General features: G+C 55.5%; 16 protein-coding genes, 2 pseudogenes and 1 riboswitch. Of the genes and pseudogenes, 10 read left to right on the top strand and 8 right to left on the bottom strand.

The genetic code is table 11. The features are described 5' to 3' along the window. Window positions 1-7: 7 nt before the first annotated feature. The 3 genes and pseudogenes from PATSB16_RS02430 to PATSB16_RS02420 all read left to right on the top strand — a co-directional run. Window positions 8-3070, top strand: a complete 3063-nt coding sequence (locus tag PATSB16_RS02430) for a type III restriction-modification system endonuclease (protein WP_047212466.1) — start codon at window positions 8-10, stop codon at window positions 3068-3070. A 162-nt stretch (window positions 3071-3232) separates the two neighbouring features. Further along, window positions 3233-6241: an RNA-directed DNA polymerase gene (locus PATSB16_RS02425; protein ID WP_047212465.1), complete on the top strand. Its 3009-nt coding sequence runs from the start codon at window positions 3233-3235 to the stop codon at window positions 6239-6241. Between the two features lie 192 nt (window positions 6242-6433). Then, a pseudogene (locus PATSB16_RS02420) lies at window positions 6434-7464 on the top strand (IS256 family transposase); the annotation flags it as partial. Window positions 7465-7554: 90 nt separating this feature from the next. Here the strand turns inward: PATSB16_RS02420 and PATSB16_RS02415 are convergent. Next, entirely contained in the window at window positions 7555-9753 is a 2199-nt protein-coding gene (locus PATSB16_RS02415; RefSeq protein WP_047212464.1) for a Z1 domain-containing protein, read from the bottom strand. Between the two features lie 648 nt (window positions 9754-10401). Between PATSB16_RS02415 and PATSB16_RS20760 the strand changes: the two genes are divergently transcribed. Further along, window positions 10402-10935 carry a hypothetical protein gene (locus PATSB16_RS20760; protein ID WP_156884570.1) on the top strand — a complete coding sequence of 178 codons (534 nt, stop codon included), beginning with the start codon at window positions 10402-10404 and terminating at the stop codon, window positions 10933-10935. Window positions 10936-11169: 234 nt separating this feature from the next. On the opposite strand, the pseudogene PATSB16_RS02410 reads toward PATSB16_RS20760, so the two are convergent. The 4 genes and pseudogenes from PATSB16_RS02410 to PATSB16_RS02395 all read right to left on the bottom strand — a co-directional run. Continuing rightward, window positions 11170-11782, bottom strand: a pseudogene (locus tag PATSB16_RS02410) (transposase); the annotation flags it as partial. A 199-nt stretch (window positions 11783-11981) separates the two neighbouring features. Then, complete coding sequence (locus PATSB16_RS02405) at window positions 11982-12218, bottom strand: hypothetical protein (RefSeq protein ID WP_047212463.1); 237 nt, start codon at window positions 12216-12218, stop codon at window positions 11982-11984. A gap of 111 nt (window positions 12219-12329) precedes the next feature. Then, entirely contained in the window at window positions 12330-13307 is a 978-nt protein-coding gene (locus PATSB16_RS02400) for a hypothetical protein (protein WP_156884568.1), read from the bottom strand. 226 nt (window positions 13308-13533) lie between these two features. Continuing rightward, the gene (locus PATSB16_RS02395; RefSeq protein WP_237170282.1) at window positions 13534-13848 is read right to left on the bottom strand and encodes a hypothetical protein; all 315 of its coding nucleotides are present in this window, start codon (window positions 13846-13848) and stop codon (window positions 13534-13536) included. Between the two features lie 323 nt (window positions 13849-14171). Here PATSB16_RS02395 and PATSB16_RS02390 point away from each other — a divergent pair, with 323 nt between their 5' ends. The 6 genes from PATSB16_RS02390 to PATSB16_RS02365 all read left to right on the top strand — a co-directional run bounded on the left by PATSB16_RS02390 (window position 14172) and on the right by PATSB16_RS02365 (window position 21329). After that, complete coding sequence (locus PATSB16_RS02390; RefSeq protein WP_047212461.1) at window positions 14172-15287, top strand: metallophosphoesterase family protein; 1116 nt, start codon at window positions 14172-14174, stop codon at window positions 15285-15287. Further along, window positions 15284-17914, top strand: coding sequence for an AAA family ATPase (locus PATSB16_RS02385; protein WP_047212460.1), 2631 nt, complete (start codon window positions 15284-15286; stop codon window positions 17912-17914). Before PATSB16_RS02390 ends, PATSB16_RS02385 begins: the two co-directional genes overlap by 4 nt. Before the next feature lie 51 nt (window positions 17915-17965). Next, window positions 17966-18071, top strand: a riboswitch (SAM-I-IV-variant riboswitch). Between the two features lie 110 nt (window positions 18072-18181). After that, window positions 18182-18529 (top strand): DUF3293 domain-containing protein, encoded by a 348-nt coding sequence (locus PATSB16_RS02380; protein WP_206093664.1) that lies wholly within the window; start codon window positions 18182-18184, stop codon window positions 18527-18529. A 124-nt stretch (window positions 18530-18653) separates the two neighbouring features. Further along, complete coding sequence (gene metK / locus PATSB16_RS02375) at window positions 18654-19796, top strand: methionine adenosyltransferase (protein ID WP_047216200.1); 1143 nt, start codon at window positions 18654-18656, stop codon at window positions 19794-19796. Window positions 19797-19893: 97 nt separating this feature from the next. Next, complete coding sequence (locus PATSB16_RS02370) at window positions 19894-20898, top strand: ADP-ribosylglycohydrolase family protein (protein ID WP_083566646.1); 1005 nt, start codon at window positions 19894-19896, stop codon at window positions 20896-20898. 8 nt (window positions 20899-20906) lie between these two features. Then, the gene (locus PATSB16_RS02365) at window positions 20907-21329 is read left to right on the top strand and encodes a hypothetical protein (RefSeq protein ID WP_047212458.1); all 423 of its coding nucleotides are present in this window, start codon (window positions 20907-20909) and stop codon (window positions 21327-21329) included. Window positions 21330-21513: 184 nt separating this feature from the next. On the opposite strand, the gene galU is transcribed toward PATSB16_RS02365, so the two are convergent. From galU to PATSB16_RS02350, 3 genes are all read right to left on the bottom strand, one after another. Then, entirely contained in the window at window positions 21514-22395 is an 882-nt protein-coding gene (gene galU, locus PATSB16_RS02360; protein ID WP_047212457.1) for a UTP--glucose-1-phosphate uridylyltransferase GalU, read from the bottom strand. Window positions 22396-22636: 241 nt separating this feature from the next. Then, the gene (mdoH, locus tag PATSB16_RS02355; protein ID WP_047212456.1) at window positions 22637-24958 is read right to left on the bottom strand and encodes a glucans biosynthesis glucosyltransferase MdoH; all 2322 of its coding nucleotides are present in this window, start codon (window positions 24956-24958) and stop codon (window positions 22637-22639) included. A 1-nt stretch (window position 24959) separates the two neighbouring features. Then, window positions 24960-26054: a polysaccharide biosynthesis/export family protein gene (locus PATSB16_RS02350; protein WP_237170281.1), complete on the bottom strand. Its 1095-nt coding sequence runs from the start codon at window positions 26052-26054 to the stop codon at window positions 24960-24962.

Raw genomic sequence — 26054 nt, 5'->3', positions numbered from 1 at the left:
GCCGGCGATGAAACTCAAGTTCAAAACCCAGGCGTACCAGACTGCGGCGGTGCAAGCCGTGGTGGACTGCTTCAAGGGCCAGCCGCCCGCATCTGCGGAGGCCATCACCTATCGCATCGACCCCGGCCAAGCCAAGACGGGCACGGAAGACTTGTTTTCTGACTCCGGCTTCAAGAACGCAGACCTGGCGCTGACTGACCTTGCTTTGCTGGACAACATCCACCAGGTGCAGCGCGGCCAGAACCTGCCCTTGTCCGAGACTCTGGTGAAGAACAAGGTCGCCCGCGTCAACCTCGACGTGGAGATGGAAACCGGCACGGGCAAGACCTACTGCTACATCAAGACGATCTTCGAGCTGAACCGCCGCTATGGCTGGAGCAAGTTCATCATCGTCGTGCCCACCATCGCCATCCGTGAAGGCGTGGCCAAGTCGCTGGAGATCACCGCCGAGCACTTCCTGGAGACCTACCAGAAGAAGGCGCGCTTCTTCATCTACAACTCCAAGCAGCTGCACCACCTGGAGAGCTTTTCGTCGGATGCGGGCATCAACGTCATGGTCATCAACGTGCAGGCGTTCAATGCCAAAGGCAAAGACAACCTGCGCATCTACGATGTTCTGGACGACTTCCAGTCGCGCCGCCCGATTGATGTCATCAGCGCGAACCGGCCCATCCTGATCCTGGACGAGCCGCAGAAGATGGAAGGCGCACAGACCTTGAAGTCCTTGGAGGAGTTCAAGGCCTTGATGGTGCTGCGCTACTCCGCCACGCACAAGACCACGCACAACAAGATTCACCGACTGGACGCGCTGGACGCTTACAACCAGAAGCTGGTGAAAAAGATCGCCGTGCGCGGCATTGCGGTGAAGGGCCTGGCGGGCACTGCGGGCTACCTGTACCTGCAATCCATCGAGATTTCGAGCAAGAAGCCGCCCGAGGCCCGTGTCGAGTTTGAGCAGAAGCTGGCGGGCGGCAACATCAAGCGTGTGGTCAAGAAGCTGTCCAAGGGCGACAACCTCTTTTCAGACGGCTTTTCTAACGGGCTGGATCAGTACCGCGACGGCTTCGTGGTGTCGGACATCAATGCCAACACCGACACCTTGAGCTTCACCAACGGGCTGCAGTTGACGGTGGGTGATGCCACCGGCGACGTGACCGAGGCGGCACTGCGCCGCATCCAGCTTCGTGAGGCGATCAAGGCCCACTTCGACAAGGAGCAGGCCTTGTTCCAGCAAGGCGTGAAGGTGCTGACGCTGTACTTCATCGACGAGGTGGCCAAGTACCGCGACTACTCGCAGCCCGACGAGAAAGGGGAATACGCCCGCATCTTCGAAGAGGAATACAACCTCTACCTCAACGAGATGCTGGACCTGGACGAGACGCCCTACGTCAAGTACCTGAAGGGCATCACCGCCGAGAAGACCCACAGCGGCTACTTCTCCATCGACAAGAAGACTAAGCGCGACGTTGATCCTGACATCGAGAAGCGGGGCGAGAACGCGGGCCTGTCCAACGACGTGGAGGCCTATGACCTCATCCTGAAGAACAAGGAGCGCCTGCTGTCACTGGACGAGCCGGTGCGCTTCATCTTCTCGCACTCGGCACTGCGCGAAGGCTGGGACAACCCGAACGTGTTCGTCATCTGCGCGCTCAAGCACAGCGACAACACCATCTCGCGCCGTCAGGAAGTCGGCCGGGGCCTGCGCCTGTCCGTCAACCAGCACGGCGACCGCATGGACCATCCAGCCATCGTCCATGACGTGAACGTGCTCACCGTGGTGGCCAGCGAGAGCTATAAGGACTTCGTTGCGGCGCTGCAGAAGGACATCAGCGACTCGCTGTCTGCCCGTCCGAAGGTGGCCGATGAAGCCTTCTTCACTGGCAAGGTGTTGAAGACGGCCACCGGCGACGTGGAAGTCACCCCGCAACTGGCCAAGCAGATCTACAAGTACCTTCTCAAGAACGACTACACCGACGATGCCGACCGCATCACCGGCACGTATCACGACGCAAAGAAGGCGGAGGTGTTGGCCGAACTGCCGCCAGAACTGAAGCCTTATGCAACCCAGGTCTATCAGCTGATCGACAGCGTGTTCAGTGCCAGCCAACTGCCAGAGATCGGCGACGACCGCCGCCCCAAGAAGAACCCGCTCAACGCCAACTTCGACAAGCAAGAGTTCAAAGCCCTGTGGAGCCGCATCAACCGCAAGGCGGCCTACAGCGTCAGCTTCGCAGAGACCGAGCTGGTCCAGAAGGCCGTGGCCGTGCTCAACGACAAAGACGCGGGCCTTCGTGTCACCCCGTTGCAGTACACGATCCAGCGCGGCGAGCAGGCCGAGGCCGTTACCTATGACGGCATCAAGTCCGGCGAAGCGTTCAAGCTCAAGGCCACGGAAACCGAAGTCAACCGCTTGTCGGTGCATTCGGCCGTCAGGTACGACCTGATCGGCAAGCTGGCCGAAGGCACGCAGCTCACCCGCCGCACGATTGCTGAAATCCTTAAGGGCATGAACGTCGCGGTCTTCGCGCAGTTCAAGACCAACCCCGAGAGCTTCATCGCCGAGGCTATCCGCTTGATTAACGAGCAGAAGGCCACGGTCATCATCGAGCACTTGGCCTATGACCCGGTGGAAGACAAGTTCGACCTCGACATCTTCACGGCTGGCCTGACCAAGCAGGACTTCAGCAAGGCCGGCGACAAGCTGCAACGGCACATCTACGACTACGTGCTGACCGACTCCAACATCGAACGCCAGTTCGTGAAGGAACTGGACACCAGCGGCGATGTCGTGGTCTACGCCAAGCTGCCACGCGGGTTCCTGATCCCCACGCCAGTGGGCGACTACAACCCCGACTGGGCCATTTCATTCAAGGAAGGTGCGGTCAAACACATCTACTTCGTGGCCGAGACCAAGGGCTCCATGTCCAGCATGGAGTTGCGCGAGATTGAGAAAACCAAGATCAAGTGCGCCCGCAGGTTCTTCGACGACATCAACAAGAAATTCGCCCCGGAGCAGGTCAAGTACGACGTGGTGGATAGCTTCGGCAAGCTGATGGAGCTTGTGAAATGACGAGGCTAGAGCTGTTTTGTCGCGTGTCCCAGTGCTTGGCAAAGCACGCCGTTCGGGCGTGGTTCGCATTTGAGTAACCTGCAGTGCGCCACAGAGGCGAAAAGAATTAGACCGAGGTTTAGTCATTACTGAATGGCTTGTGAACCTCAGGGAGGAAGGCATATGCCAGCGTCGCAGTCAGAGATGTTTAGTCTGGGAAATTTGTATGTCGCCTATCGGAAAGCGAAGGCAGAGGCATTTTATGAGAACACTCACTTTCATGCGCTGGCTTTCACAAGGTACGAACAGAATCTAGATGCCAATCTCCGCCGGCTCCGATCGCGCCTTCTGGAACGCCCCGGCACATGGCCGAAAGACCTTGATTTCATCGGTGATCACGCCTACTTGCCGAAGTCCGTAGATTGCGGTGCATGGGACGCGAGCAATGATGGCCACTTCCGGGCGCTTGATCCCAAGCAGGACTGGCTACACCGCTTCAATGAGTCAGGGGAGAGAGCTCGCGCCGCGCTTCGGCTCGTAATTAGACCGACGGTTGATTTTCAAATCGTGTCAGCTCTATGGATTATTTTCGTAGGACATCTGTTTGACGCTGCATTGGATCGAAAGACCTCCTTCGGCAATCGGCTCAGGAGATCAAGCAGCGGGCTTCCCGACGAAAGAATCAGTGCTAACGGAGTAAACCTCTCCACCCCTGGATTATTTGTTCCGTACTTCTCTGCGTATCGAGATTGGCGTGAGCGTGGGCTGTCTTCCATGGGCAGTGCCCTTGAGGTCGGAAAGAGCATTCTGGCCATTACGATGGATGTGGAAAAGTTCTATCACCGCGTTTCGCCAAAATTCCTGCTGAGAAAAGCCTTCTTGGAATCAGTAGGAATCGCACTGACGTCAGCGGAGAAGCGATTCACTGAGCGACTGCTTGAGGCCATCAGTACTTGGTATCAGAGTACACCGGACTATGTCCATCGGCCAGCTGGCGCAATCCCGGTTGGGCTTTCCGCTTCGAAAATCATCGCGAATATCCTGTTGGCTGATTTTGATCGCGCAGTTGTGGCCAACCTCAAGCCCCTCTACTACGGGCGATATGTTGATGACATTTTTTTGGTGTTGGACTCGATAGGTGAAGATCACAGCGCTCAACGGGTAACCGCGCGCATTGCAGAAGCACTTTCCCCACTCGTGTCGGTGAAGAAGGGCGCTGGGTGCCCTGATTCGCTTTCCCTAAAGTTTCCATATGCGAAGGACTCCGATCTTGTTTTCGCAGGTCCGAAACAGAAGATTTTTGCGCTCTCGTCCGCCCATGGCTCGGACCTCGTCCATCACATCAGAGACCAAATCCGGCAGCAGTCAAGCGAATATAGGTTGTTGCCATCGGTGCCTGATTCAGGAATTGCGATGGCCTCTCGGGCCTTACTCGCAACTCCAAATGCCGCATTGCAAGCTGATGCCTTAAGGAAGGCCGATGTGGTCTCAGTGCGGCGACTTGGTTTTTCACTTCTCCTCAGTGACATTGAAACGTACGCAGCAGACTTGGCACCGATTTCATGGCAATCGCTACGTGAGGAGTTCTATGGCCTCGTAAGTCGACACGTGGTAACGCCCGTTGGGTTCTTTGACTACTTCGGCTATATCCCGCGTGTTTTTGGCTTGATGTTGAGCTGCGGTGATAACCAGCAAGCCAAAAAGTTAATTCTTGATCTTGCCGCGATTTCCACTCTCCTTCAATCGACAACTTCTCTCGGCCAAGCGGATCAGAAAGCCGGATTCGAACTCTGCATGCAGCAGTACGCATTTGCCTTGATGCAGGCGGGGCTACAGGCAGGCACCCTAAGTTCTGCCAAGTTGAGTCCTGGGTACTTAGGCGTACTTCGGAAGCTCAAATTACTGAGCTCTAGTATCAGGGTTCCAGCTACCGTTCGGTCACTCGACTCTCTGGTGAACCAAGTGCTGCTTTCGGACTGGGGCCGCCGACCATACAAAGAACACTGGTTCCAGCATCAGCAAGTTGATGAGGAGGGGCCGAAGGTCCCTCGCGAATTGGAGGTGCGACGGCAACTGCGACTTGGTGCAATACGACGGTTCCGGCTCAAAGCTACCGATCTCAAAGTTCCGCATTGGCCTGCCCTGGCATTTCCTACCCGGCCGCTTCGCATCGACGAAATCGGGCTCGTGGCGCCAGCTGTACTGTCTGACCCAGCGCTCTTCAGGAGTGTCATCCGTTTCCTTCGTGGCGCAGAGGTGGTCACTGCGGGACCAATTGGGTTTTCGCCACATGATGAAGACTCTCCAACTGTTCACTTCATTGCCCCTGGGCGGCCGAGGGAGCGTATTCGAGTTGCGGTAACAAGTCTGGAGACGTCGGATGCTCAATGGGCTGCAGCTGCGAGCGGGAAGCAGGACAGGTCCGCAAACCGATATGTTGCCTTCAATGGATTGATCAATCGAATACTGAAGGAGCAAAAGCGACCTGATTACATCGTGATGCCGGAACTCAGTATTCCACTGCGATGGGCACTTCGTGCCGCGCGCAAGCTTGCTGCCAACGGTGTATCGTTGCTGGCAGGTGTAGAGTACCACCGTGATCGAACGACCAGGAAGCTGAGGAACGATAGCCTCGTTTCATTGACAACCTACTGGCCCGGGTATGCAAGCAGCGTTGTAGTCCTTCAGCCCAAGTTCGAGCCCGCACACGGCGAGAGACAGGAGCTCAGGAAGTTACTGGGAAAGGCTGGGGTTCTCTACAAGCCAACTGGCGCAAAAGCCAAGCCGACACTTTACGGGCATCGCGACTTCTACTTTTCGCTGCTGATTTGCAGCGACCTTACAAACATTTTGCATCGCAATTCGCTGCGAGGAGAGATAGACGCATTGTTCGCCCTGGAGTGGAACCCGGACACAAAGACCTTTTCCGCCCTTGTTGAGTCAACTGCTAGCGATCTGCATGCCTTCGTCGTACAGGCAAACAATCGCAAATTTGGCGACAGTCGGATCAGGGCGCCTGCGGCCCAAGACTATGCCCGGGATGTGGTGCAAGTGAAGGGCGGCGTGAGCGACTACTACGTGATGGGCGAGATCGACTACCGGCAGCTTCGGGCCGAACAACGCCGAAAGGGAAAGAAACGGCAATTCAAGCCCCTGCCGATTGGATACGCGATGTCGCGCTACAGGAAATAGGTGCCTGAGAACTAAAGGTCTCGTTATTTCATGGTATTTTTCATGGCATCATGCCATCTTCGTTTTGCAAGTCATTGTCAAAAAATGAGTTTTTCTTGTTGTTGATGTTAGAGTGGGAATGATTTAGCGCGGTGGTGGCGGGACTGTCGGAGATTTCGTGTTTAAGGCATAACATGCTCCCAAGGAGAACGTATGCCTCGCAAACCGAAAGCCCCGCTGGCAGAGCTGCCGACGATCCCCGCCGAGCTGCTTGAGCAGTTCGGCAATGCCCTGATGACGACCGAAGCCATTAACGCCGCGACGCTGGCGCTCAAGAAGGCGCTGACCGAGCGGGCCTTGGGCGGCGAGATGAACCACCATCTCGGCTATCCCGCCGGGGCGGCCAAGCCAGCCAACGCGACCAATCAACGCAACGGCAAAGGCGCCAAGACGGTGCTGACCGAGGATGGTCCGATTCGTATCGAGGTACCTCGTGACCGTGACGGCAGCTTCGAGCCGTTGCTGATTCCAAAGCACGAACGGCGCTTCACGGGCTTCGATGACAAGATCGTCGCCATGTACGCTCGGGGCATGACCGTGCGCGAGATTCAGGGCTTCCTGCAGGAGCAATACGGCACCGAGGTCTCGCCCGATTTCATCAGTTCGGTTACCGACGAGGTCATGGCCGAAGTCACCGACTGGCAAGCCAGGCCGCTTGAGCAGATGTATCCGGTCGTGTACTTCGACGCACTGCGAGTGAAGATCCGTGAGGATGCGGTCGTACGCAACAAGGCGGTCCATCTGGCGCTGGGCGTTCTGCCCGACGGCACGCGCGAGATTCTGGGGCTGTGGATCGAGAACACCGAAGGCGCCAAGTTCTGGATGAATGTTTTCAACGATCTCAAGACGCGCGGCGTCAACGACATTCTGATCACAGTGACCGACGGCCTCAAGGGCATGCCGGAGGCGCTGAGCGCAGTATTCCCGGCGACCACCCTGCAAACCTGCATCATCCATCTGATCCGCAACAGTCTCGCTTACGCCAGTTGGAAGGACCGCAAGGCATTGGCCGCCGCGATTCGCCCGATTTACACGGCACCGAGTGCTGAAGCCGCACAGGCGGAACTCGATGCGTTTGCCGAAGGGCCGTGGGGCCAACGGTCAGTGCTGCTTGGCGGAATGTCTGGGATCGTGTGATTCCGTTCTTCGCGTTTCCGCCGGATATTCGCAAGGTTATATACACTGACCTCCCCCCAATTGCGCCAACAAGGCGTTGCGGAGCATTTCTTTCGTCTTATGGCGCATCGCTGTCTCACTCGAATTGGCGGGATTACTTATTGGTCATTCTCTTGTACGTCGGCATTCTTCTGCGTCTCATGCGAAAAAATGGTCGTCTGAGCATTTTCTTGAGCTGAGATGATTGGCCAGTAAAACGGGGCGCCTCGCCATTCATCTTCTTCTGATCCATTCTGGCGGATCAGGATAAGCATGGGGTGGTCGATTGAGTATTGCTGGCGGAGCCGACCTTCTGTCTTGGTCGAGTCCGGAGCATCCGCGTATTGCGCGTGACTACCGACCGAAACTGTGCGTTTGAGGTTACGATTCTTGCGCACCAGACACCAAACCTTGTTGCGATTTTCAGATTTCTTCGAGAGACCGGCCAGGTAAGTCAGCGCTGCCTTTGCCGCATCCCAATCGAAGGTGTAGCCCTCGTCTTCAAACATTTCTAACGAAGGCTGTACTTGATCGAGCAAAGCCAAGGCAACATCAAGTTCAATCAGAAAAGGGGCTTCAAAGCCCTCGTTGGGATTGAGGCTGTCCAGCCGCTTGTCGATCTTGTCTGTGATCGGCGTAAGTTTCGTCTTCGACAAGGTCTGGAAACCGACAGGTAGCATCCGTTTGAACGGTTTCAATGTGGTCGTGTTCGACAACATGATCTTGTTGGGGCTACACGGAATCACTTTGCCCGACTTGTCCTTCTGGATAAATACGACGGCCTGCTCAGGGTTCTTCGCGATTTCGGCTCGAAGCGCAACGTCACACTCATGCATGCGCTTCATCGCTGCATAGATGGTGGGCTCGGTATAGAACCGGGTGACAGCTAAGTCTGCCTTGGGGCGGAAGCCAAACATGCGTGAGTGTTGGAGTACCGTGTCTTGTTGGTACACGTTGGGCTTGCGGCCGTAATAGAAGCCAATCAGGTTCGCAATGGTGATGCCACGGTCAAGAATCTGCCCGCCGATGAAGATATTCAGCGGTGTGCGAAGCTTGAGCTGACCATCGTCATCCAGTAGCTCTTCAATCTGCTTTTCCGAGTTGACCTTGGTGATCATCACGGACCCGTCAGCTAACATCTGCAAGGCTGCTGAACGGACCTTCGCGTAGGTGGGTAAATGCTGTTGCAGCGTCGTCACCGACGGCTTCATTTCCTCATAGGCTTCTTGGAGGAGGGGCTCGATCAGAGTTGGCGATTCAGCTCCGGCCTTCGCCAGGCTTGACACAAGGGTATCGACGATTTTTTCTTGCCAGGCATGTGCCTCTTTGCCCGCTTCTGTGTGAAACAAGAAGCTGAATTTTTTAGGCGCCTTCCCATAGTCTTCGTCTTGCAAACGGCGAATACATGCACCGACCAGAAAGTTGCAGACTGCTGACCGAAGTCCGGTGATCGCTTTGGCGTTCAGGACATTGTCCAATTTTACTTTGCGTCCATCCTGCTTTTTCAGAACTGTCAGTTCTTCAGCCGTGAGCGGGTAGTAAAGAAAGGATGCCAAGGCGCTTTCCTCTTGGCTTTCATCGAAGTAATAGTCGCCCCCAACGTAGTCAGCATGAACCGGGACTAATTCGGTGAACGCCGGACGAATCGGCTTGAAGGCCTTCCCCTGGATTTCAATGTCTGCTGGTTGCAGATACAGCGCGTAAGGCGTGGCGGTAACCTGTAAGAATGCAGCGTGCTCAGCCAAGGTGCGCAATTGCTCCAATTGCTCAGTCGTCCTGTTGCTCAAGACCTCGCCTTCACTCTTCTTGAAACCAACACTGGCATAGTCGGCCTCATCATCGACAACCAGAATCCCCTTATCCTTCAGCTCCGGATACTTTTCTCCCAGCAGGGCGATCAATCGGTCAATGTTGTCGACCTGTTTCTTGGCAATAAAAATGAGTTTCTGATTCAGCTCGTACTTGGTTAGGCCGCTCGGCACGGTCATGATGTCGAACACCTGCAAGCGGTCTTCTTTGACGTGGCTGGAGAATTCTTGCTTCACCCGCGCATAAGTCTGCTTCGCAAGCGCCTTGGTGCCCTTAGTCAGAATGACGGTGATGTCAAACTGGTTGTCAAACGCCAGGCCGATGATTGCCATGAACGTCTTTGTTTTTCCGGACTGAATTTTTCCGAGAAGCATTCCCGGCCGCTCTTCGCAGGTGCTGTCTTTCTTCGATAGGCGCTTCACGACAGACTCAATGCAGCGTTTATCCTCTTCCGAGTAACGATCCATTTGGGAAAGGAATGACTGGTAAAACACCCCATCGATCTTCATGAGCAGAGCCCTCTTGTCATCGGTTGCGACTTAGTCCGGTTGCTGAATGGTGAAAATGCAATCCCAGGTGGCTAATTATACAGGGGGGTACATGCTATTGGGCTATGCGCAGCGTCAATGTGGTCGCCGATACTGGTGGGCTTTTCTGTGGGGCCGGAATGCGGGTCATGGAGGGCGTGCGCCAGAATCGCCCCGACTTCCGTGGACAGTTCTGAACGTCTGTTGCGCGACCTAAATCAGCCACAGACAGAACGACAGCTAAACGGCAGCTTTAGCCGAGGAGTTCGCGCCCAGCAAACGCTCTGATTGTCCGCAGCACTCCGTAAGTTGCCTCTGCCCCGATTGAAATGCGAAAGTCGGCTCAGGGTCGCGAATGACACCCCCAGCTTGCCGCATCGCGACGTCTGTGGCGTGCTGGCTAATGCGGCGTTAGACACAGCCGCAAGAAGTGCGCAGAGCGCAAGTTCGAAAAATATGCATCACATACCTCCCCGTAGGAGCGCATTAACAGCGTGATACAAATAGCCCATGAAATATTATGATAGGCTTCTAAGAGGTTTAAAAATGGCCACAAAATGCAGGTATTGCGGCTCATCAAATGTTTGAAAAAGCCAGCAGATCAGGTCATCCATACGGGTGTCACTAAAGATGAAAGACATAAATATCGATTGGCAAGGACCTTTTACTCTTGAAGAAGCGCTACAACTTCATACGGAAGTTGATTACGGTCTCTATCAGTACTACGGTGACCACCCAATTTATGGTCAAAATGTTTTACTGTATCTCGGAAGCGCAATTAAGCAGCCATTTGGTAAGCGTTTAGCTCAACATAATTGGCACGTATGGACGTCTGCACCGGTCCAGATTTATGTGGGTCGTCTCTGCTCAGAAGAGCCAATCGAATCCACTGCGGCGCGCCAACAACTAGCTCTTGCTGAAGCCATTTTGCTCTTTTCGCATAGCCCTGGATTTAACACATCGAACCTAAATAGCATTGGTCACAAAGGCGAAGATGTTCGCGTTATGAATTGGGGAAAACGGAAGAGCTTATACCCAGAAGCATCCGTCTCTCGCTGGGAAGGGGGACAGACCGTTGGGCACTCCGCCCCCAAAAAATTAGTCACGTTCGCCCCAGCAACGAATAGCCCTGACATGATATTCAATACAGACATGCAGCAATAAAGCCGCCGCTTCGCGGCTCATGCTGCGCGCCGGCTAACGAAGCGTTAAGCGACTGCGAACGTCCGCTTTCCACCCTCTCGACCGATCACATTGGGTCGAGGCTGTACGGAAACACGAAACGCGGTGTCGGCAAACGGAGATTCCGTGCTGGCATTTTCCCAGCCACTTGGTAACTGAGGGATATCAGTCAAATTTTGACAGCTCGGCGCCGTATCAGAACGGTCTCCGGGCGTTTCACGCCCGCACCAGTCGCATAGCCTTCATGGTTCTCGCGACCCCGAGTATTGCTATGACGCGTTTGAGATTGTATGCCAGCACATGCAAGCTCATTTCGATGCTTACATTGACAAACCGACGAGTCAGGAAATGTGTGGTGTATAGCCCATCCAGTGTTTGAGGGCCCCGAATACATGTTCGACGGTTCGCCTTCGCACTGTCATCGCTTCCGGCACTCGGTCTAATCTTCGCTGCGCGGCTTCAAGCAGTGATTCGTGCTCCCAGCGCGTGATCCGCCTGTAATCGCTCGGCGTGCATCGCGGTTTCACGGCACAGCCAATACACGCGCTACTCCAGTAGCGACGCAGATACATGCCATGCTCCAGACCAGTAAAGTGGTAGATCACACGTTGCCCGACTGGGCACAGATACCCGTCATCTCGAGCAATATAGATAAACTCTGCTCTATCAAAACGGCCATGAGCCTTCGCGCTGGAGTTGTAACTTTGGGGAGGATGACAGCAATGTCGGCGTCATCGCAAGCCTTAATCTGCGTACCGCTGTAATACCCTCGGTCTGCGATAGCCTTCAATTTTTTCCTGGCCGTGGCACGACGAGTCGCTTGTGCCATTGATTGATCGATGAAATCGCCAGAAAAAGCGACAGGAGTGAAGGCTACAGCCGCCGTGCCCAGCAAACACTTCAATGCCGGATCATCGGCAGATGCAGATTCGGTGTATTTCCAGGAACAGACGTCCAGCGCTTGAATTGAGAGAACTCGCAAGCCCTTTTTGCGAGTTCCTTCTCAGATGATTGGTTAGTCTACGACACTACTTCCTGACCTTGACACTCTTGCCTTGATCCTCAATGAGCGCGGCAAACTGAACCCACGTGAGGCGCTTTTTGTTGACCGAGTTTCCTTTTGGAAGCCACTCGATATTGCCCTTGCTGATAAGCAACGTGCCAAGCCTCGAGGCTTTGTCACCATCAACCGTCTTGATATCAATTTCCAGGTCTTTGTTGGAAAGAGCCTTGGTATGCAATTTTGCACTTACCTCGTGGGCCATTATCTTGCACTCCTTTTTTTTCGATGGGCCGTTGCGAAAACTGGCCGTAATTGATATGGAACGGCTAGATCTTGGCGAACTATGGTGTTACGTTTCGCCGCATGAGATCATTTAGACGAGATCATTTGAATAATCGCATAACTCCTCATCGGAGTCCACGAGATCGAGCGTAATTCGAATTACGTCACTACCCTGAGGGAAGTCGCAGCATTCGAGCTCGATTCGGGTCGATGAGACATGTTCTCGCAGGACGTCGCCGTCGCAGTCGATCCCGAGGCTTGCGACTTCAGAAAGAGGCATGCCTTTGTCCAAGAGGGCCAGGTCTCCTGATACGTCCTCCTCGGAAAATGCGAAATATCTCTGAAGATTGAGATCGAACTTGTAGATGTTGTTCTTCGGCCGCCTTGCGGTTGTCTGCGGCATGACACTGAAGCCGCTTGGCTCTAGGGTGTCGGCGATCTCGCCGTTGAAATATTCGATTGCATCCCTTACGCGGCCTCCCGCTGCGCTTATTTGGCTGGGCGATATATCGTACTTGAGCTCGACGGTGCCCGCCATAGACACCTGATAAACGAAATTTCGGGAAGCGGCGTATTCGTAAGAGATGGCGTTCACAACGTAATCACTCTTCAACGCGTTCCAGATCTTTGTTTCCTGGACACCCTTTTCTTTCAGCAAAGGCTTTTTCTTGATCCGGAACCGCGAGAAAGCGTTCCTGACAGCGAATACCTGGTCTGCAGAAAACGAACACAGCGCAGTTACGGCAAAGCGCGCGACGTACAGCCGCCGCCCCTCATCGATGGGCACGTGTTCCCGGTAAGCGACATCGAACCCAGCCATCGAGAGCCTCGCTTTCAGGTCAGCCTCAACCCGTTCGACGCAGCCGCCTTCCCACTCTGCGTCTGGAACGCCGTGACGCCCTCCATGCGGGTTTGGCGGGATCAGGCACAAAACCGAGACGCTGAAATATAAACGGACCGTCTTATGTCTCTCTCTGACGGGTTCGGGGGGCGTCTGATTTGTAAGTCGTAGGGAGTTCCCGTTGGACCGATGCGCATCGAGCGATGCCAGGTAAGTTCGTGTATTCATTGTCGGAACGTGTTCCCCCATTTTCGGCTGGCCAGATCTAGGTATCGAAAGGCGTTTCGGAGTTCGGCAAGCATTTTGCTATGAATTGAGGTTTTTGGGAATTAGCGTCGCGATCGGGCCTGTCCTGCTTTTTTGTGGGCAAGGCGGTTAAAAGCTTGGTACCCAACGAGCCTTCGCAATCGATGCCATTTGAACGCCGCAATCCGCATATACGGGCAACGCCCACCTACCGCGCAGGCGTGCTGCCTCTTTGCACACCCTTTTCGTCGTAGGTATAGATGTAAGAGCCACGACGGATATTGACCGTCCCTGAGGTATACCCCTTCAGCCCATCATCTGGACCGGATCCCGCCGGCTTGCCGTAGAGCTGGCGACCTTTTTCGTCATACACATAGACGTAACTACCCCGTTGCACTGCATTGCCGATAGCCATTTTTTCTCCTTGATGATGGGATGAGACTGCAAAGCATAAAATCGCATTCGCCGCGGTCGGACGGAAGGACGCAGCTACCGACGAAGACTTCGCCAGCAGCACGCTCATTCCGCAGTCGCAATAATTCTCCCGCCTTATTGAGACATTTCACGTCTCATTACGGCCAGCGAAGGAATTACGTTCGACAACATTTTTGAGACATAAAATGCCCTCAAGATGCTCTATGGTTTTTCTGGTGGTTGCTGCTTGTACGCGATAGCCCAAAAAACGTGGCATTCTGCCCACAATTTCGGCAGCACCCGGCAGACCGAACGCGGAGCGTGCTCAGCAGTTACACAATTGCCCGGCTTGCGGTGCTTACCCGGGAAATCACCGAAAATCCATTGCAGTGACCCGGATATGAGAATCACCCAGAGGTGAGAACAGGAACTATGAGGTTTATTCACACGGCGGACTGGCAAATTGGCACCCAATTCGGTCAGTTCACGGCCGAAGAGGCTGCGCATCTTACAGAAGCGCGACTGGAAACGGTGCGCAACATCGCAAATTTGGCAAATGAGCGTGATGTTGACGCAGTTCTTGTCGCTGGCGACGTGTTTGATCAACAAACCGTGTCCGACACGGTTATACGGCGACTGTTTGCCGCGCTCGCCAGCTATGCAGGACTTTGGTTTCTACTACCGGGGAATCACGATGCGGCGCTTGCGGAGAGTATCTGGACACGCGCGCAGCGAATTGGCTGCGTGCCCCAAAACGTGCGGTTGCTGCTTCAGCCCGGGGTCGTGCTGCTCGACGAACTGAGGGCCGCGCTGCTGTGTGCGCCGCTCACCCAGCGTAATACGTATGAGGATACGACGGAATTTTTCGATCACGTGCAAACGCCGGACGGATATCTGAGAATCGGCGTGGCGCACGGCAGTGTCTCCGGCCTACTTCAGGAAGGTATCGATTCGGCAAATCCCATCGCACAAACACGCGCCGAGACCGCGCGGCTTGACTATCTGGCGCTGGGTGACTGGCATGGTGAATACCAGGTCAACGAGCGAATCCGGTATTCCGGTACGCCAGAGCAGGACCGATTTCGGGGCAATGCCCCTGGTTATATCCTTGATGTCGACGTGACACATCCGGGGGCATTGCCGTCAGTCAATGCACACTATGTTGGCAAGTATCGCTGGCATTCGGTGGATGAAGAGATCACCGTGTCGAGCGACGTCGATACACTGCGATCCACGCTGCAGGCTTTTGGCGATCGCGATGTGCTGCGCATCATCATACGCGGCGCCGCGACACTTGCCGATGCAGAAGCCATAGGCACGCTTATCGAAGAAACACGTGCCCGTGTCCGAGCGTTGCGCGCAGACACCACTGCCATCAAGGTACTCCCCACTGAGGATGACCTTGCTGCACTGGGTGCCCGTAGCGGCTATCTCGCCAACGTAGTGAAGCGCTTGCGCGACCTACAGGACGATGACTCTCAAGCGGCTGCGGCGTCTGAAGCGCTGTTATTGCTCGCACAACTCCAACGTGAAACGGGGCAAGCATGATTCTCGAGCGTATCGCTATACGGAATTTCCGCAAACTCGTGGATCCGCTCATCATCGACAAGCTGGAACCCGGACTGAATCTCATCTGCGGCCCTAATGAAGCTGGCAAAAGTACGATCGCCGAGGCCGTGCGCACAGTCTTTCTCGAACGCTACAAAGTGTCCGGCCTAGGCCATATTGTTCCGCTGTCAGTGCCTGACGCACAACCAACCGTAGAAGTCAGTTTCGCCATCGACGGTGTCACACACACGCTCAAGAAGCAGTTCGTCCGTAAGCAGCGATGCGAATTACGCGTCGGTACCCAAGTCTTTGGCGAAGACCAGGCTGAAGAGAAACTGGCCGAGCTGCTGGGCTTTTCGCGCGCCGAACGAGGCGCAAGCCGACCGGAGCTGGCCGGCATTCCGGGGCTGCTTTGGGTTCGACAAGGACATACGGGCGATGTGCGCGACACAGGGAGTCACGCAGCCAGCTATATACGTGATGCACTTGCGAAGCTCGCAGGCAGCGCAGTCTCGGGCGATGAGGACGTTTTAATCCATGCCGTGCAGCATGAATTATTCAAGCTCGTCACAGAGAAAACGCGACGGCCTACAGGTGCCCTGGCAGACATAGAGTTGGAGCTGAGTGAGCTGACCAAGGCGCTCGGTGACCTTGAAGCACAGCAACATCAATTTGACGAGGACATTAATCGTCTGAGTCGCTTGCAGGCAGAGTTCAATGCAATACAGAAAACGCGTCCCTGGGAAGAACTGCAGGCCAAGGCAGCTGCTGCCGTCAAACGGGCTGATGCACTTGACGAGCTCGATCGGGAATATCAGACGACGCAACAAAAGCATGCATTGGCCGCCGCCGAACACGATGGATTGCTGCAACAAGAGAGGCATGCCGCTGATCTGGAAAATGCCATTGAAAAGGATCGCGCAGCCCTATCGGCAGCTGATTTGGCCGCCACACGCGCAACCGAGACACTACAGGCCGCCGGCGTGGCAGCAGCGAGCGCTCGAGCAGCCAGCGACGCCGCAGGACGAGCCCTGGAGACCGCGAACGCCGCCATCGCTGCGGCCGAACTCAGGGAGCAAATTGATAACTACCAAAAAAATATCACCCGGCTCGATCAGGCACTCAAGAGTGCGGCCAAGGCCAGCGAAGATACGCAAGAACTGACACGACAAGCCGCCCTCATTGAAATTGATTCGAAGAAGTTCAAACGTCTGCAGACAATCGCCGAGAAAATCGTCCCTCTGCAAGCCAAACGGGATGCGGCGCTCACACGTATCGAATATCGGCTGACCGATGAAATTTCTGTAGACGGAGCGCCGGTCAGTGGCAGCGGCGCTATTCTGCTCGATGGCCAAAAGACCATCAGCCTTCCAGATCTTGGCGAGTTGACTATTGTCCCGGGCATTACGGACGTTTCGGCAATCGTCGCGGAGTTACGAGCTCTGGAGGTCGAGCATGGCAAATTGTTGCTTGAGCTCGGGGTACCCACTCTGGCCGAGGCTACTGCACGGTTGGCGCGATGGAAGGAACTGATAGCCGAGAGAGACACCCACGCAAAAATTCTGGAGATGCATGCACCCCATGGGTTGGACGCTCTGCGCAATGAACACGGGCAGGCTCAGGGGAGTCTCACCTCAGCGCGAGCACGCATGGCAGGGCTGCCGGACATCACCGATGCACTCCCGCCGGCCAAAGCCAAGCGCGACTTTGATGAAGCGCACTTGCGTCTGGAAGCAGCGCAGGCCGCGCTGTTGGTTGCGTCAGCAGACCAGGCGGGGACAGCCGCAAACGCACGCAATGTCCGTGAGCGGCTGGCTGCCAACGAGGCGCGCCTGTCAGCTCCTGACTTCATCGCTCAGCGCTCCCAGCGTCGGAGCAGCTTGGTCGAGAAGGCTGCGCAAATGCAAGAATTCGCTAAAAAACTGGAAACGCTTTCACAGCAACTCGAATTAGCGAAACTGGACACACCGCGCGATGAGGCAGAGCGTTTCTCCCGCTCGGCATTGCTGCTACAGGAAGAGCAGCACGAGCGCGACAAAAAGATCAATCATTTGAGAGTTCACCTTGAAACGCTCGGTGGGACCGGCATCGGCGAGAGGTTGGCACAGACCGTCGCAGCCATTGAACAGGCGAAGCGGCGAGACTCCGAATTGCGCCGACGCGTGCAAGCACTGAGTCTGCTGGAATCCATTCTCGTTGACGAGCGAGACCGGACGGTCGCGGCGCTACGCGCGCCACTGACCAACCGCATTGGCCATTACCTGAAGCGGCTCTTCCCCGCGGCTGAGTTATCGGTAGATGAAAACCTGACGCCAGCAGCGTTGCAGCGAGACCTGCAATCCGAGGACCTGGAGTCACTCAGCTACGGAACGCAGGAGCAACTGGGGATGCTCGCGCGGCTGGCGTATGCCGATCTGCTGAGAGATGCTGGACGGCCGACTCTACTGCTATTTGACGATGCCCTGGTGCATACCGACGACAATCGACGAGACGCCGTCAAGCGCGCTCTGATTGACGCAGCGTCGCGCCACCAGATTCTTGTCTTTACATGTCATCCGTCAGCATGGAACGACTTGGGCGTGAAGCAGCGACACCTGGACGATATAAAGGCCGCATCTGTCCAATGAAGTTCGCTGTCGAATATTATTTGACATAAATTAAATCGACATGCTTAAATAGCAGCACATTTTGAATTGGGCCGGCGCCCAAGCCAACCTGCCTACCCGGGCAAGGTGGATCGCGAAAGCGGATGTGGCTCCTGTAGGAGCAAACAAGCGGGCAAGCGCGTCGGCCCTCCTTGAACGGAGGGTTTTTTGTTTTCAAATTCAAATATTCCAGACGAAGTCAGCCGGGCATACCGGGAGACGCATTACTTGGTGTATGGCGACAGGCCGATGACACTGCAAGTTGGTCAACGCAACCCGACGCTTTCAGACCTGCACAAAGCCTCTCAGGTTTCGAGCAGTGCATTCATCACCGCCTGCAATCCATTCAGCCAGAATCTTGGCGATGAGAGCAACGCCGCACGTATGCAAGCGTTGAGGCGGGAGCTCGATGAACGCAATTTCAGTGTCATCGAAGGCAGTGGCAAACATCCATCCAATGGTTGGCCCGCCGAGGCGAGTTTTCTCGTGCTCGGTATCACGCTCGACGAGGCGAAAGCGTTAGGGGAGGAGCATGAGCAGAACGCGATCATTTTCTGTGAGGTCGATGCCGTGCCGCAGCTGATCCTTTTGCGCTGATCCATACGCAACACCTGCTATGCGGTTGGTCTACCGCCCATGGGGAAACGACCGGGGGAATTTGAGCCAGCTTGCCGCCCCCGACAGCTCGTCGAATGTGGCTAAACAGGAGTAAATAGTGACAATTCAAAATGGACTTTTTTCTTCAGAATCGGTCTCCGAAGGCCATCCCGACAAATTGGCCGACCGAATTTCCGATCGTATTCTGGATGCTTTTCTCGCCAAGGACCCTCAAGCGAGGGTCGCATGCGAAACGCTATTGGCCGATCAGTGCGTGATCGTCGCCGGCGAGTTCAAGACGAGGCGAATCGAGGATTTTCATGCGGTGCGCGAATCGGCGGACTCTCTTGTACGCAGCGTACTGCGCGACACAGGGTACCGCGACGCGCAAACCGGCATCTCGCCTGAGCAGTGTGAAATTCAGATCCGCTTCAACGGACAGTCGCAAGACATCAGCCAGGGCGTCGATCGTGCTGACGGCGTGCTGGGCGCAGGCGATCAGGGGCTGATGTTCGGTTACGCCACCGATGAGACGCCTGAGCTCATGCCCGCGCCCATCGTGTTCGCACATCGGCTCGTTCGCCGTCAGTCCGAGCTCCGAAAAAGTGGGCTGCTGCCATGGCTACAGCCAGACGCAAAATCTCAGGTCACGTTCCGTTATGTCGACGGACGTCCGACGTGCATCGAGGTCGTCGTCTTATCAACTCAGCACGACGACGGCATCGGTCTTGATGAATTGCGCGACGCGGTACAAACGCACGTCATTGAGCCGGTCATTCCCGAAGAACTGCGCGCGGAATCGCTGCGCACGCTGATCAATCCGACTGGGCGGTTCGTGACAGGCGGGCCAAAAGGCGACGCAGGACTGACGGGCCGCAAAATCATTGTGGACACCTACGGCGGCTCGGCACCGCATGGCGGCGGCGCGTTTTCCGGGAAAGATCCCTCAAAAGTCGACCGCTCTGCGGCGTACATGGCACGTTTCCTGGCCCGGCAGATCGTGGCACGGGGCTGGGCCAAACGCGCACTGGTCCAACTTGCTTATGCGATCGGCGTTGCCGAGCCCGTCAGCTTTGTTGTGGAGACGTATGGAACGGAGAGCGAAAGCGGTCGAAACATTACCGCGCAACTCGCTCGCGAGTTCGATCTGCGCCCCCAGGGGATTATCGAGACACTGAATCTACAGCGTCCGATCTACTACCCGACGGCGGCATATGGACATTTTGGGCGCAGTGATCTGAAGCTGCCATGGGAGTCGGCTGTCTAAGCGGATCCTACGTCCAGGTCTGGCCGAGCGTCTCGGCCAGCGATCGGGGTAATGGCGTGATCACGCTCGAATCGGAAAACCAACAAGGAGAATCAATTTGACAAGAGCGAAGGACTTTATCGAACTGGCAAGAACCCATAAACATCATGCAGCCCTGGGCGGCTTGGTCGGATTGCTGATCGGGGACGCCGTCGGCGTCTGTTACGAATTTCATGAGCCCGAGCACCTTCCTGCGCGCAAGAAGATAGATATGACGCCGCCGGTCGGGTTTCGTCGAGCGCATGCGGGAGTGCCGACCGGCACATGGTCTGACGACGGCGCACAGGCGTTGTGCCTGCTGGCTAGCCTGACCGAACGGGGTAGATTCTCGTTGATGGATTTTGCCAGCAAGCTGCAGTCGTGGCTGAACGACGGATATATGGCCGTCGATGGCCAGGTATTTGACGTCGGTATTCAAACGGAGGACGCACTACAAAATCTCAATGACGGCGCACAGCCGCATGAATCTGGCGGTAAGTCCGAGATGGATAACGGTAATGGGTCACTGATGCGCGTGCTTCCGCTCGCCTTGTGGCATACAGAGAGCGACGAAAATTTGGTTCGCGACGCCCACCAGCAATCGAAACCTACCCACGGCCACCCCCGCTCGCTGGTCGCATGCGCATTTTATTGTCTCGTTGCGCGAGGCTATTTGAAGCGGGTCACTGACCCTTGGGCATGGGCCGACCAAAGACTGCAAGCGATATACGAAGCACTGCCTGACCACGGCAATGGCCGGCAATTCCTCGCTGAACTCGATGTGCTGCGACGTTTTCCTCAAACAGATCGACCCCGAGGCACCGGGTATGTTCTCGATACGATCTGGTCGGCCAAGATGGCTCTCGAAGCACCCTCCTTCGAGGAAGTCATTCGTAACGCTATACTACTCGGCCATGACACCGATACGACAGCGGCAGTCGCCGGTGGCCTCGCCGGCATTCGGTTCGGTCTTGCTGACATTCCAGAGCGATGGCTCGGAGCCCTTCGTGGATTTGAGCTTGTAGCGTCATTGATTGAACCTATATTGGGCATCCCTGGTGACGAAGAGCGGCGCTTGACGTAGCAGGCCAGTTGCATCCGTTGATTCGCGATGAAGAGGATGACACCATGCTGATGCCACCGCCTAACGAACGCCCCGACCTGTATGACGATTACGACGGACAGTCATACAGCCCGACTTCGGCGCAATATTTGATTGCCGTCACGCCGGACCCGGTAAAACGAACCATCGAGCAAATGCATGGAAAGCCATTTGCCGAGATTGCTGAAGAGATGGAAGCCGACTCTTGGCGTACAGCTTTGATTTACTATGTCGTCGACGGCGCAGTATTTCGCAAGCTCCCAGGCAGACCGCTCGATCTCTTCGACCAAACAACGGGGCGGTTTGACTCGTACAAGGGTGATGCCAGTTTGATCAAGCTCGGCATGCCCATGGATATCGCACAGGCCAGACTTCACATGCAGGTTGAGCCGGATCCAGACAAGCCGGCCTGACAAGGCATTAACCCGGACCTTGGCAGAACGGCGGCTCGCGTCACCGCGGAACATCGCAACTCCCGCCACGTCGCACGCAAACACTGTTACGCGGGAACAGCTCAGCTTACACGTGCCAACATCAATGTTGTAAGCGAGAGCCAGCGGAAGACGAGGTCGGCGCAACGACGGCGATCTTCGTCAACTATTCAATCGCGAGGGGCATGCGCCCGACAAGATACTGAGCAAAATCCTCCCGAACCTCGGGGTGTCGGAGCGCAAACTCAATCGTCGCTTTCAAGTAACCGAGCTTACTGCCACAATCGTATCTGGTTCCCGCATACCTGTATGCCAAAACCTGCTCCTCGGAAAGCAAAGATTGAATCCCATCAGTCAGCTGCAGCTCACCAGCCGCCCCGGGCGTGAGCTCGCGAAGGTGTTTGAATATACGTGGCTTTAGCACGTAGCGCCCTACGACTCCAAGATTTGATGGCGCAAATTCAGGCGACGGCTTTTCGATAATGGCCGACATTTTTACGATCGACTCCCCCCATTCGCGTCCCGCAACGACACCGTATGATTTGGATTCCGACAGCGGGATCTCCTCCACGCCGATGACAGAGCTGTGGTAATGGTTAAACACCTCTATTAGTTGCTTCATAACAGGCTGATCTCCGTCCAACAAGTCGTCCGCGAGAATGACCGCAAACGGATGATCGCCGATGAGCTTCTCCGCGCATAACACGGCATGTCCCAGACCAAGCGCCTCGGGCTGTCGCACGTAAAAGCAGTCGACGTTTCGCGGCTTGATGCTCCTGACCAAATCCAAAAGCTTTTCCTTACCCCGCGCTTCCAGCTCAGTTTCAATTTCATAAGACTTGTCGAAATGATCTTCAATCGCGCGCTTGCTGCGGCCGGTTACAAAAATCATCTCTGTTATTCCGGCGGCGACAGCCTCCTCGACCGCGTACTGAATAAGTGGCTTATCAACGACGGGTAACATTTCTTTCGGACTCGCTTTCGTTGCCGGCAAAAATCGAGTCCCCAGTCCGGCCACGGGGAAGACAGCTTTAGTTACTTTAAGCATGATATTTTCCTGATGGAGATCAACATGGCGCTTATTCGATCGTTGCGAGGTACAGCCTGCAGCACATGACCAGGAAGCCGCTGGCAGTTCCTCATGGAATACCTCAGATGCTGGTGGCAAGATGGCTTTCCACTGGGCAGCAATCGCAGGACTCTGATGACAACGCTGCGAGCGAAATATCGCCATATCGTTTGGTCTTGTGAGAGCAACGACAAAAATGAACGCCGCACACTTTGAAATGTCACGACATTACTTCTTGTGGGTTGCTCTTTCTCGCCAGGGCGTCGCCATGAACGGCGCGTATGTGAAGAGCATCGAAGCAGGTGCGTTCGCTCAAAGCAAGAAGCATGTTTCTTCCGCTCAACTGCATACCGCTGTTAATCATGGGCAGAAGACGACTGGCTATATGAGGTCGCACTCGTGTTTCTGGGCGATGTTTGACGTAAAAGCCGATGTCTTTGACCGCGTAGTCGATGACCGCCTCCGGATTCTCCACGTTTGGTAGAGTTCTACGGAGTTTCGTCTCCCACTGCATCGTGCAGTCGATGACCTGAGGTACGCATATTTCTTCAGGGATGCAGAACAGTCTGAGTGACCAGTCCAGCCCGACGGAGAGACTGGTCAAGCGCGCAATCAAGACGCTTCCTGTGAAGCCGGCCAATATGGGAAAGAACCAGTACAAGATATCGTCGGGAGAAACCCATTTGTTCGACAGCGCCTCAATGACCAAAGCCCTGCCCGTCGATATGCCATGTACTGCGTACACCAGCAATGCCCAACAAGCGACCCCGGCCACACTGATCCAGCCAAAGTGACGGAAGCACTCAGACCATGGTAGCGGTTCGTCATCCCGCTGTTGGGTTCCCCAGGAGATGCCACGCCGTTTGAGCCAAAGCCATACGAAGCGGGTGACGTAGATCATCATGATCGGCGAAAAGAAGAAGGAAAAAATCGTTTCGAGAAGCAACGACAACGCGAGCTTATCTTTCCCTCCGAATTCTCTGGCACGATCGCCGCTGACATGCACAGCGAATGCCAGAATTCTGGGCATGAACAGGAACACAAGCGATGAAACGAGGAGCATCGCCATCGGCATTTCAAGAATCCTGATCGACCCGATGAAAAGGGCCCCTTTGCTCAAGAAATGAACCATGCCGTATGCGGACACGATCAGAAACATCGCCCATAACGGGGCAGCCAGATATCCCATCGAGCCATTAAGAAAGGTTTCTCGATGAACAGAGCGCAAACCGTCGAGAAAAAGAAACCGTAGGTGTTGCATGTTGCCCTGCATCCAACGCCGCTCTCGGATGAGAAACCCCAAGAGATTGGCGGGGATTTCTTCGTAGCTACCTTCCAGCTCTGGAAGAAACCAGACTTCGTAACCGGCGCGAGCCATCATGGCGGACTCGACGATGTCATGGCTCAGCGGTTTGCCGCCCCAGGGGGCTTTCCCAGGCAACTCCGGGAGGATGCAATGCTTGATGAACGGCTGCATCCGTATCATCGCGTTGTGGCCGATGTATGACGCGTTCCCCATGAACATGGCTTGCAAACTGTATGAAAAAACGGCGCCGTAAAGTCGCGCGGCAAATTGCTGCATTCGGCCAAAAAGGCTACGGCGCAGCACAGGCTTGGGGTTGGTCTGCAAGATGCCCAGTCGCTCATTTCCTTCCATCATGCGGAGCAATTCCACGATCGTATGTCCGTCCATGATGCTGTCTGCATCCATAACGAGCATGTACTCGTACTTCCTTCCCCACCGGCGACAGAAGTCAGTCACGTTGCCGAGTTTGGCGTTCAAGTTGACGGGGCGGCGACGAAAGAAAAACCGCCCTTTCGGAAATTGCTCTCTCAGTCTGTGTACCGCGCTCTGTTCGGCAATGTTGTATTCGAGTTTGCGGCTGTCCGATAAAAGAAAAGTGTCGAAGTGATGACAATACTCGGAGAAGCCGGTTTCGATGGATTCCCACGTTGCGGCCATACCAGCAGCAACTCGCGCGACATCCTCGTGGTAGACGGGAAAGATAATGGCCACTTTCGTTTCAGGACGAGGCTCACGTGCCGTTTTCGACGGATGCCATGGGTTGTTTCGTGGCCCGCGAAGCGTATGCCATGTGCCAAGAATCAATTTGAAGAAATTGGCAGCCAGAAACCATGTCATAACCCCATATATCGCGAGATAAATTTTGATCGTTATCTCTGGCATTTGTTGCGCACGCAGCGAATAATCCGACAGCAATAAAATCGCAACTGTCGTAACGAGCGTCAGGGCCAGGGTTACCTTGCGCCGATATTCGACTATTTTTTCCCAGCCTGCCGGTTGCCGAATTGATCTACTGGGTTCATGCGAGCGGCGAAAGCGGCGCCATATGTTGTCTTTCCAAGAAATGTTCAGGCTGGGCGTCGCCACCGAGATACGCTCGGGCTTTGGCTGGATCGCTGAGTGCTGGTTTTCCTCAAGCCACGCGTGAAGGTCATCCCACGTTTGGAATGACGCTCGGAGGTGATCGGCATCCTCGGCAGATAGGCCCAGACCGTCAATGTAAGCATTGAACGTCATGTCATTTGGCTGCCTGAACTGGCACCGCAAGCTGGAACAGAATACTCACAGCCCGCTCAACAGGCACGATCGGCGCCTCCGCCACATAAATCATGTCGCCGTCTTTGATGGGGAAGTCATGTGATGCCGCCAGTCCCTGGAGGTTGTTCCAGGCGAAGCTGTACAGTACCGGGCGCCGCCCCGCCGGCCTCGCTTCAAGCACAAACACTGCGTGGTCGTCGGCCAGATTTGCGCTCAGCCCAGACGCTGACGCCAAAACTTCGGCTAACGTCGGCACGTGCGCAAAATCAAACTGCCCGTTCTTTCGAATTCCCCCGCCCACCACCGTCACACGAACGATCGGAGCACGCTTAACCAGGATTCGGTCTCCCGGCACCAACGCGATTCGGCGGGCCAGCGCCACGTCAAGCGGCAACGTAACGGACGTGTCGTCGCGAAGCACCGATACCTGTGTCGCCAAGCTGGTGGTGTCGTGTCCTATCGTCGAGCTGACGAGATTTGCACCATTGCCAAGAGACTGCGTTAGCGCGGAGGCGAGTGTCAACCCAGCCGGCGTCCATGGGACGATTTGCGGTGCACCGATGGCTCCGGTAACAAGAACGCCGTTATGCGGTGACGATGTCACTGTTATTTTTGCAGAGGGACTTTGCAGTATGCCGAGCGAAGAGAAACGGCGGGCTATAGTCACCTGCGCCTCAGCAAGCGTCATCCCGCTTATCTGCGTCGCCCCCGCATAAGGCAGGTTGATTCGTCCTTTTTCGGATACCGTGTAGTCGCCGAATTCGATCGGGGACGGAACAGTTGACGCGCCTTGCCGGGAGCCTGTGCCCGGCCACGGCGAGATGGTCCACACCGCTAGCTTTAGCGTGTCTCCTGGATGAAAAGTAAATGCGCTCTGTCCGGATTGACGGGTCAGCTTTGCAAGCGCCCGCAGTAATGCATCTCGTTGAACATGGGCCTCTAAATCTGCTCTTTCCCGTGCGAGCCGGGGCGTTACATCCATGACGTCGACGTCATGCGCCGAGCGCACTGACGAGCCTGACGGTCCGGCAGAGGGGAGCATGCCGCAAGCAGACAGCGCCGGAATTGCGATCAT

This window comes from Pandoraea thiooxydans (genome assembly GCF_001931675.1).
GTDB classification, from domain to species: Bacteria; Pseudomonadota; Gammaproteobacteria; order Burkholderiales; family Burkholderiaceae; genus Pandoraea; species Pandoraea thiooxydans.
The sequence above is the reverse complement of the archived record's forward strand: the minus strand, read 5'-3'. Positions and strand labels throughout refer to the sequence as shown.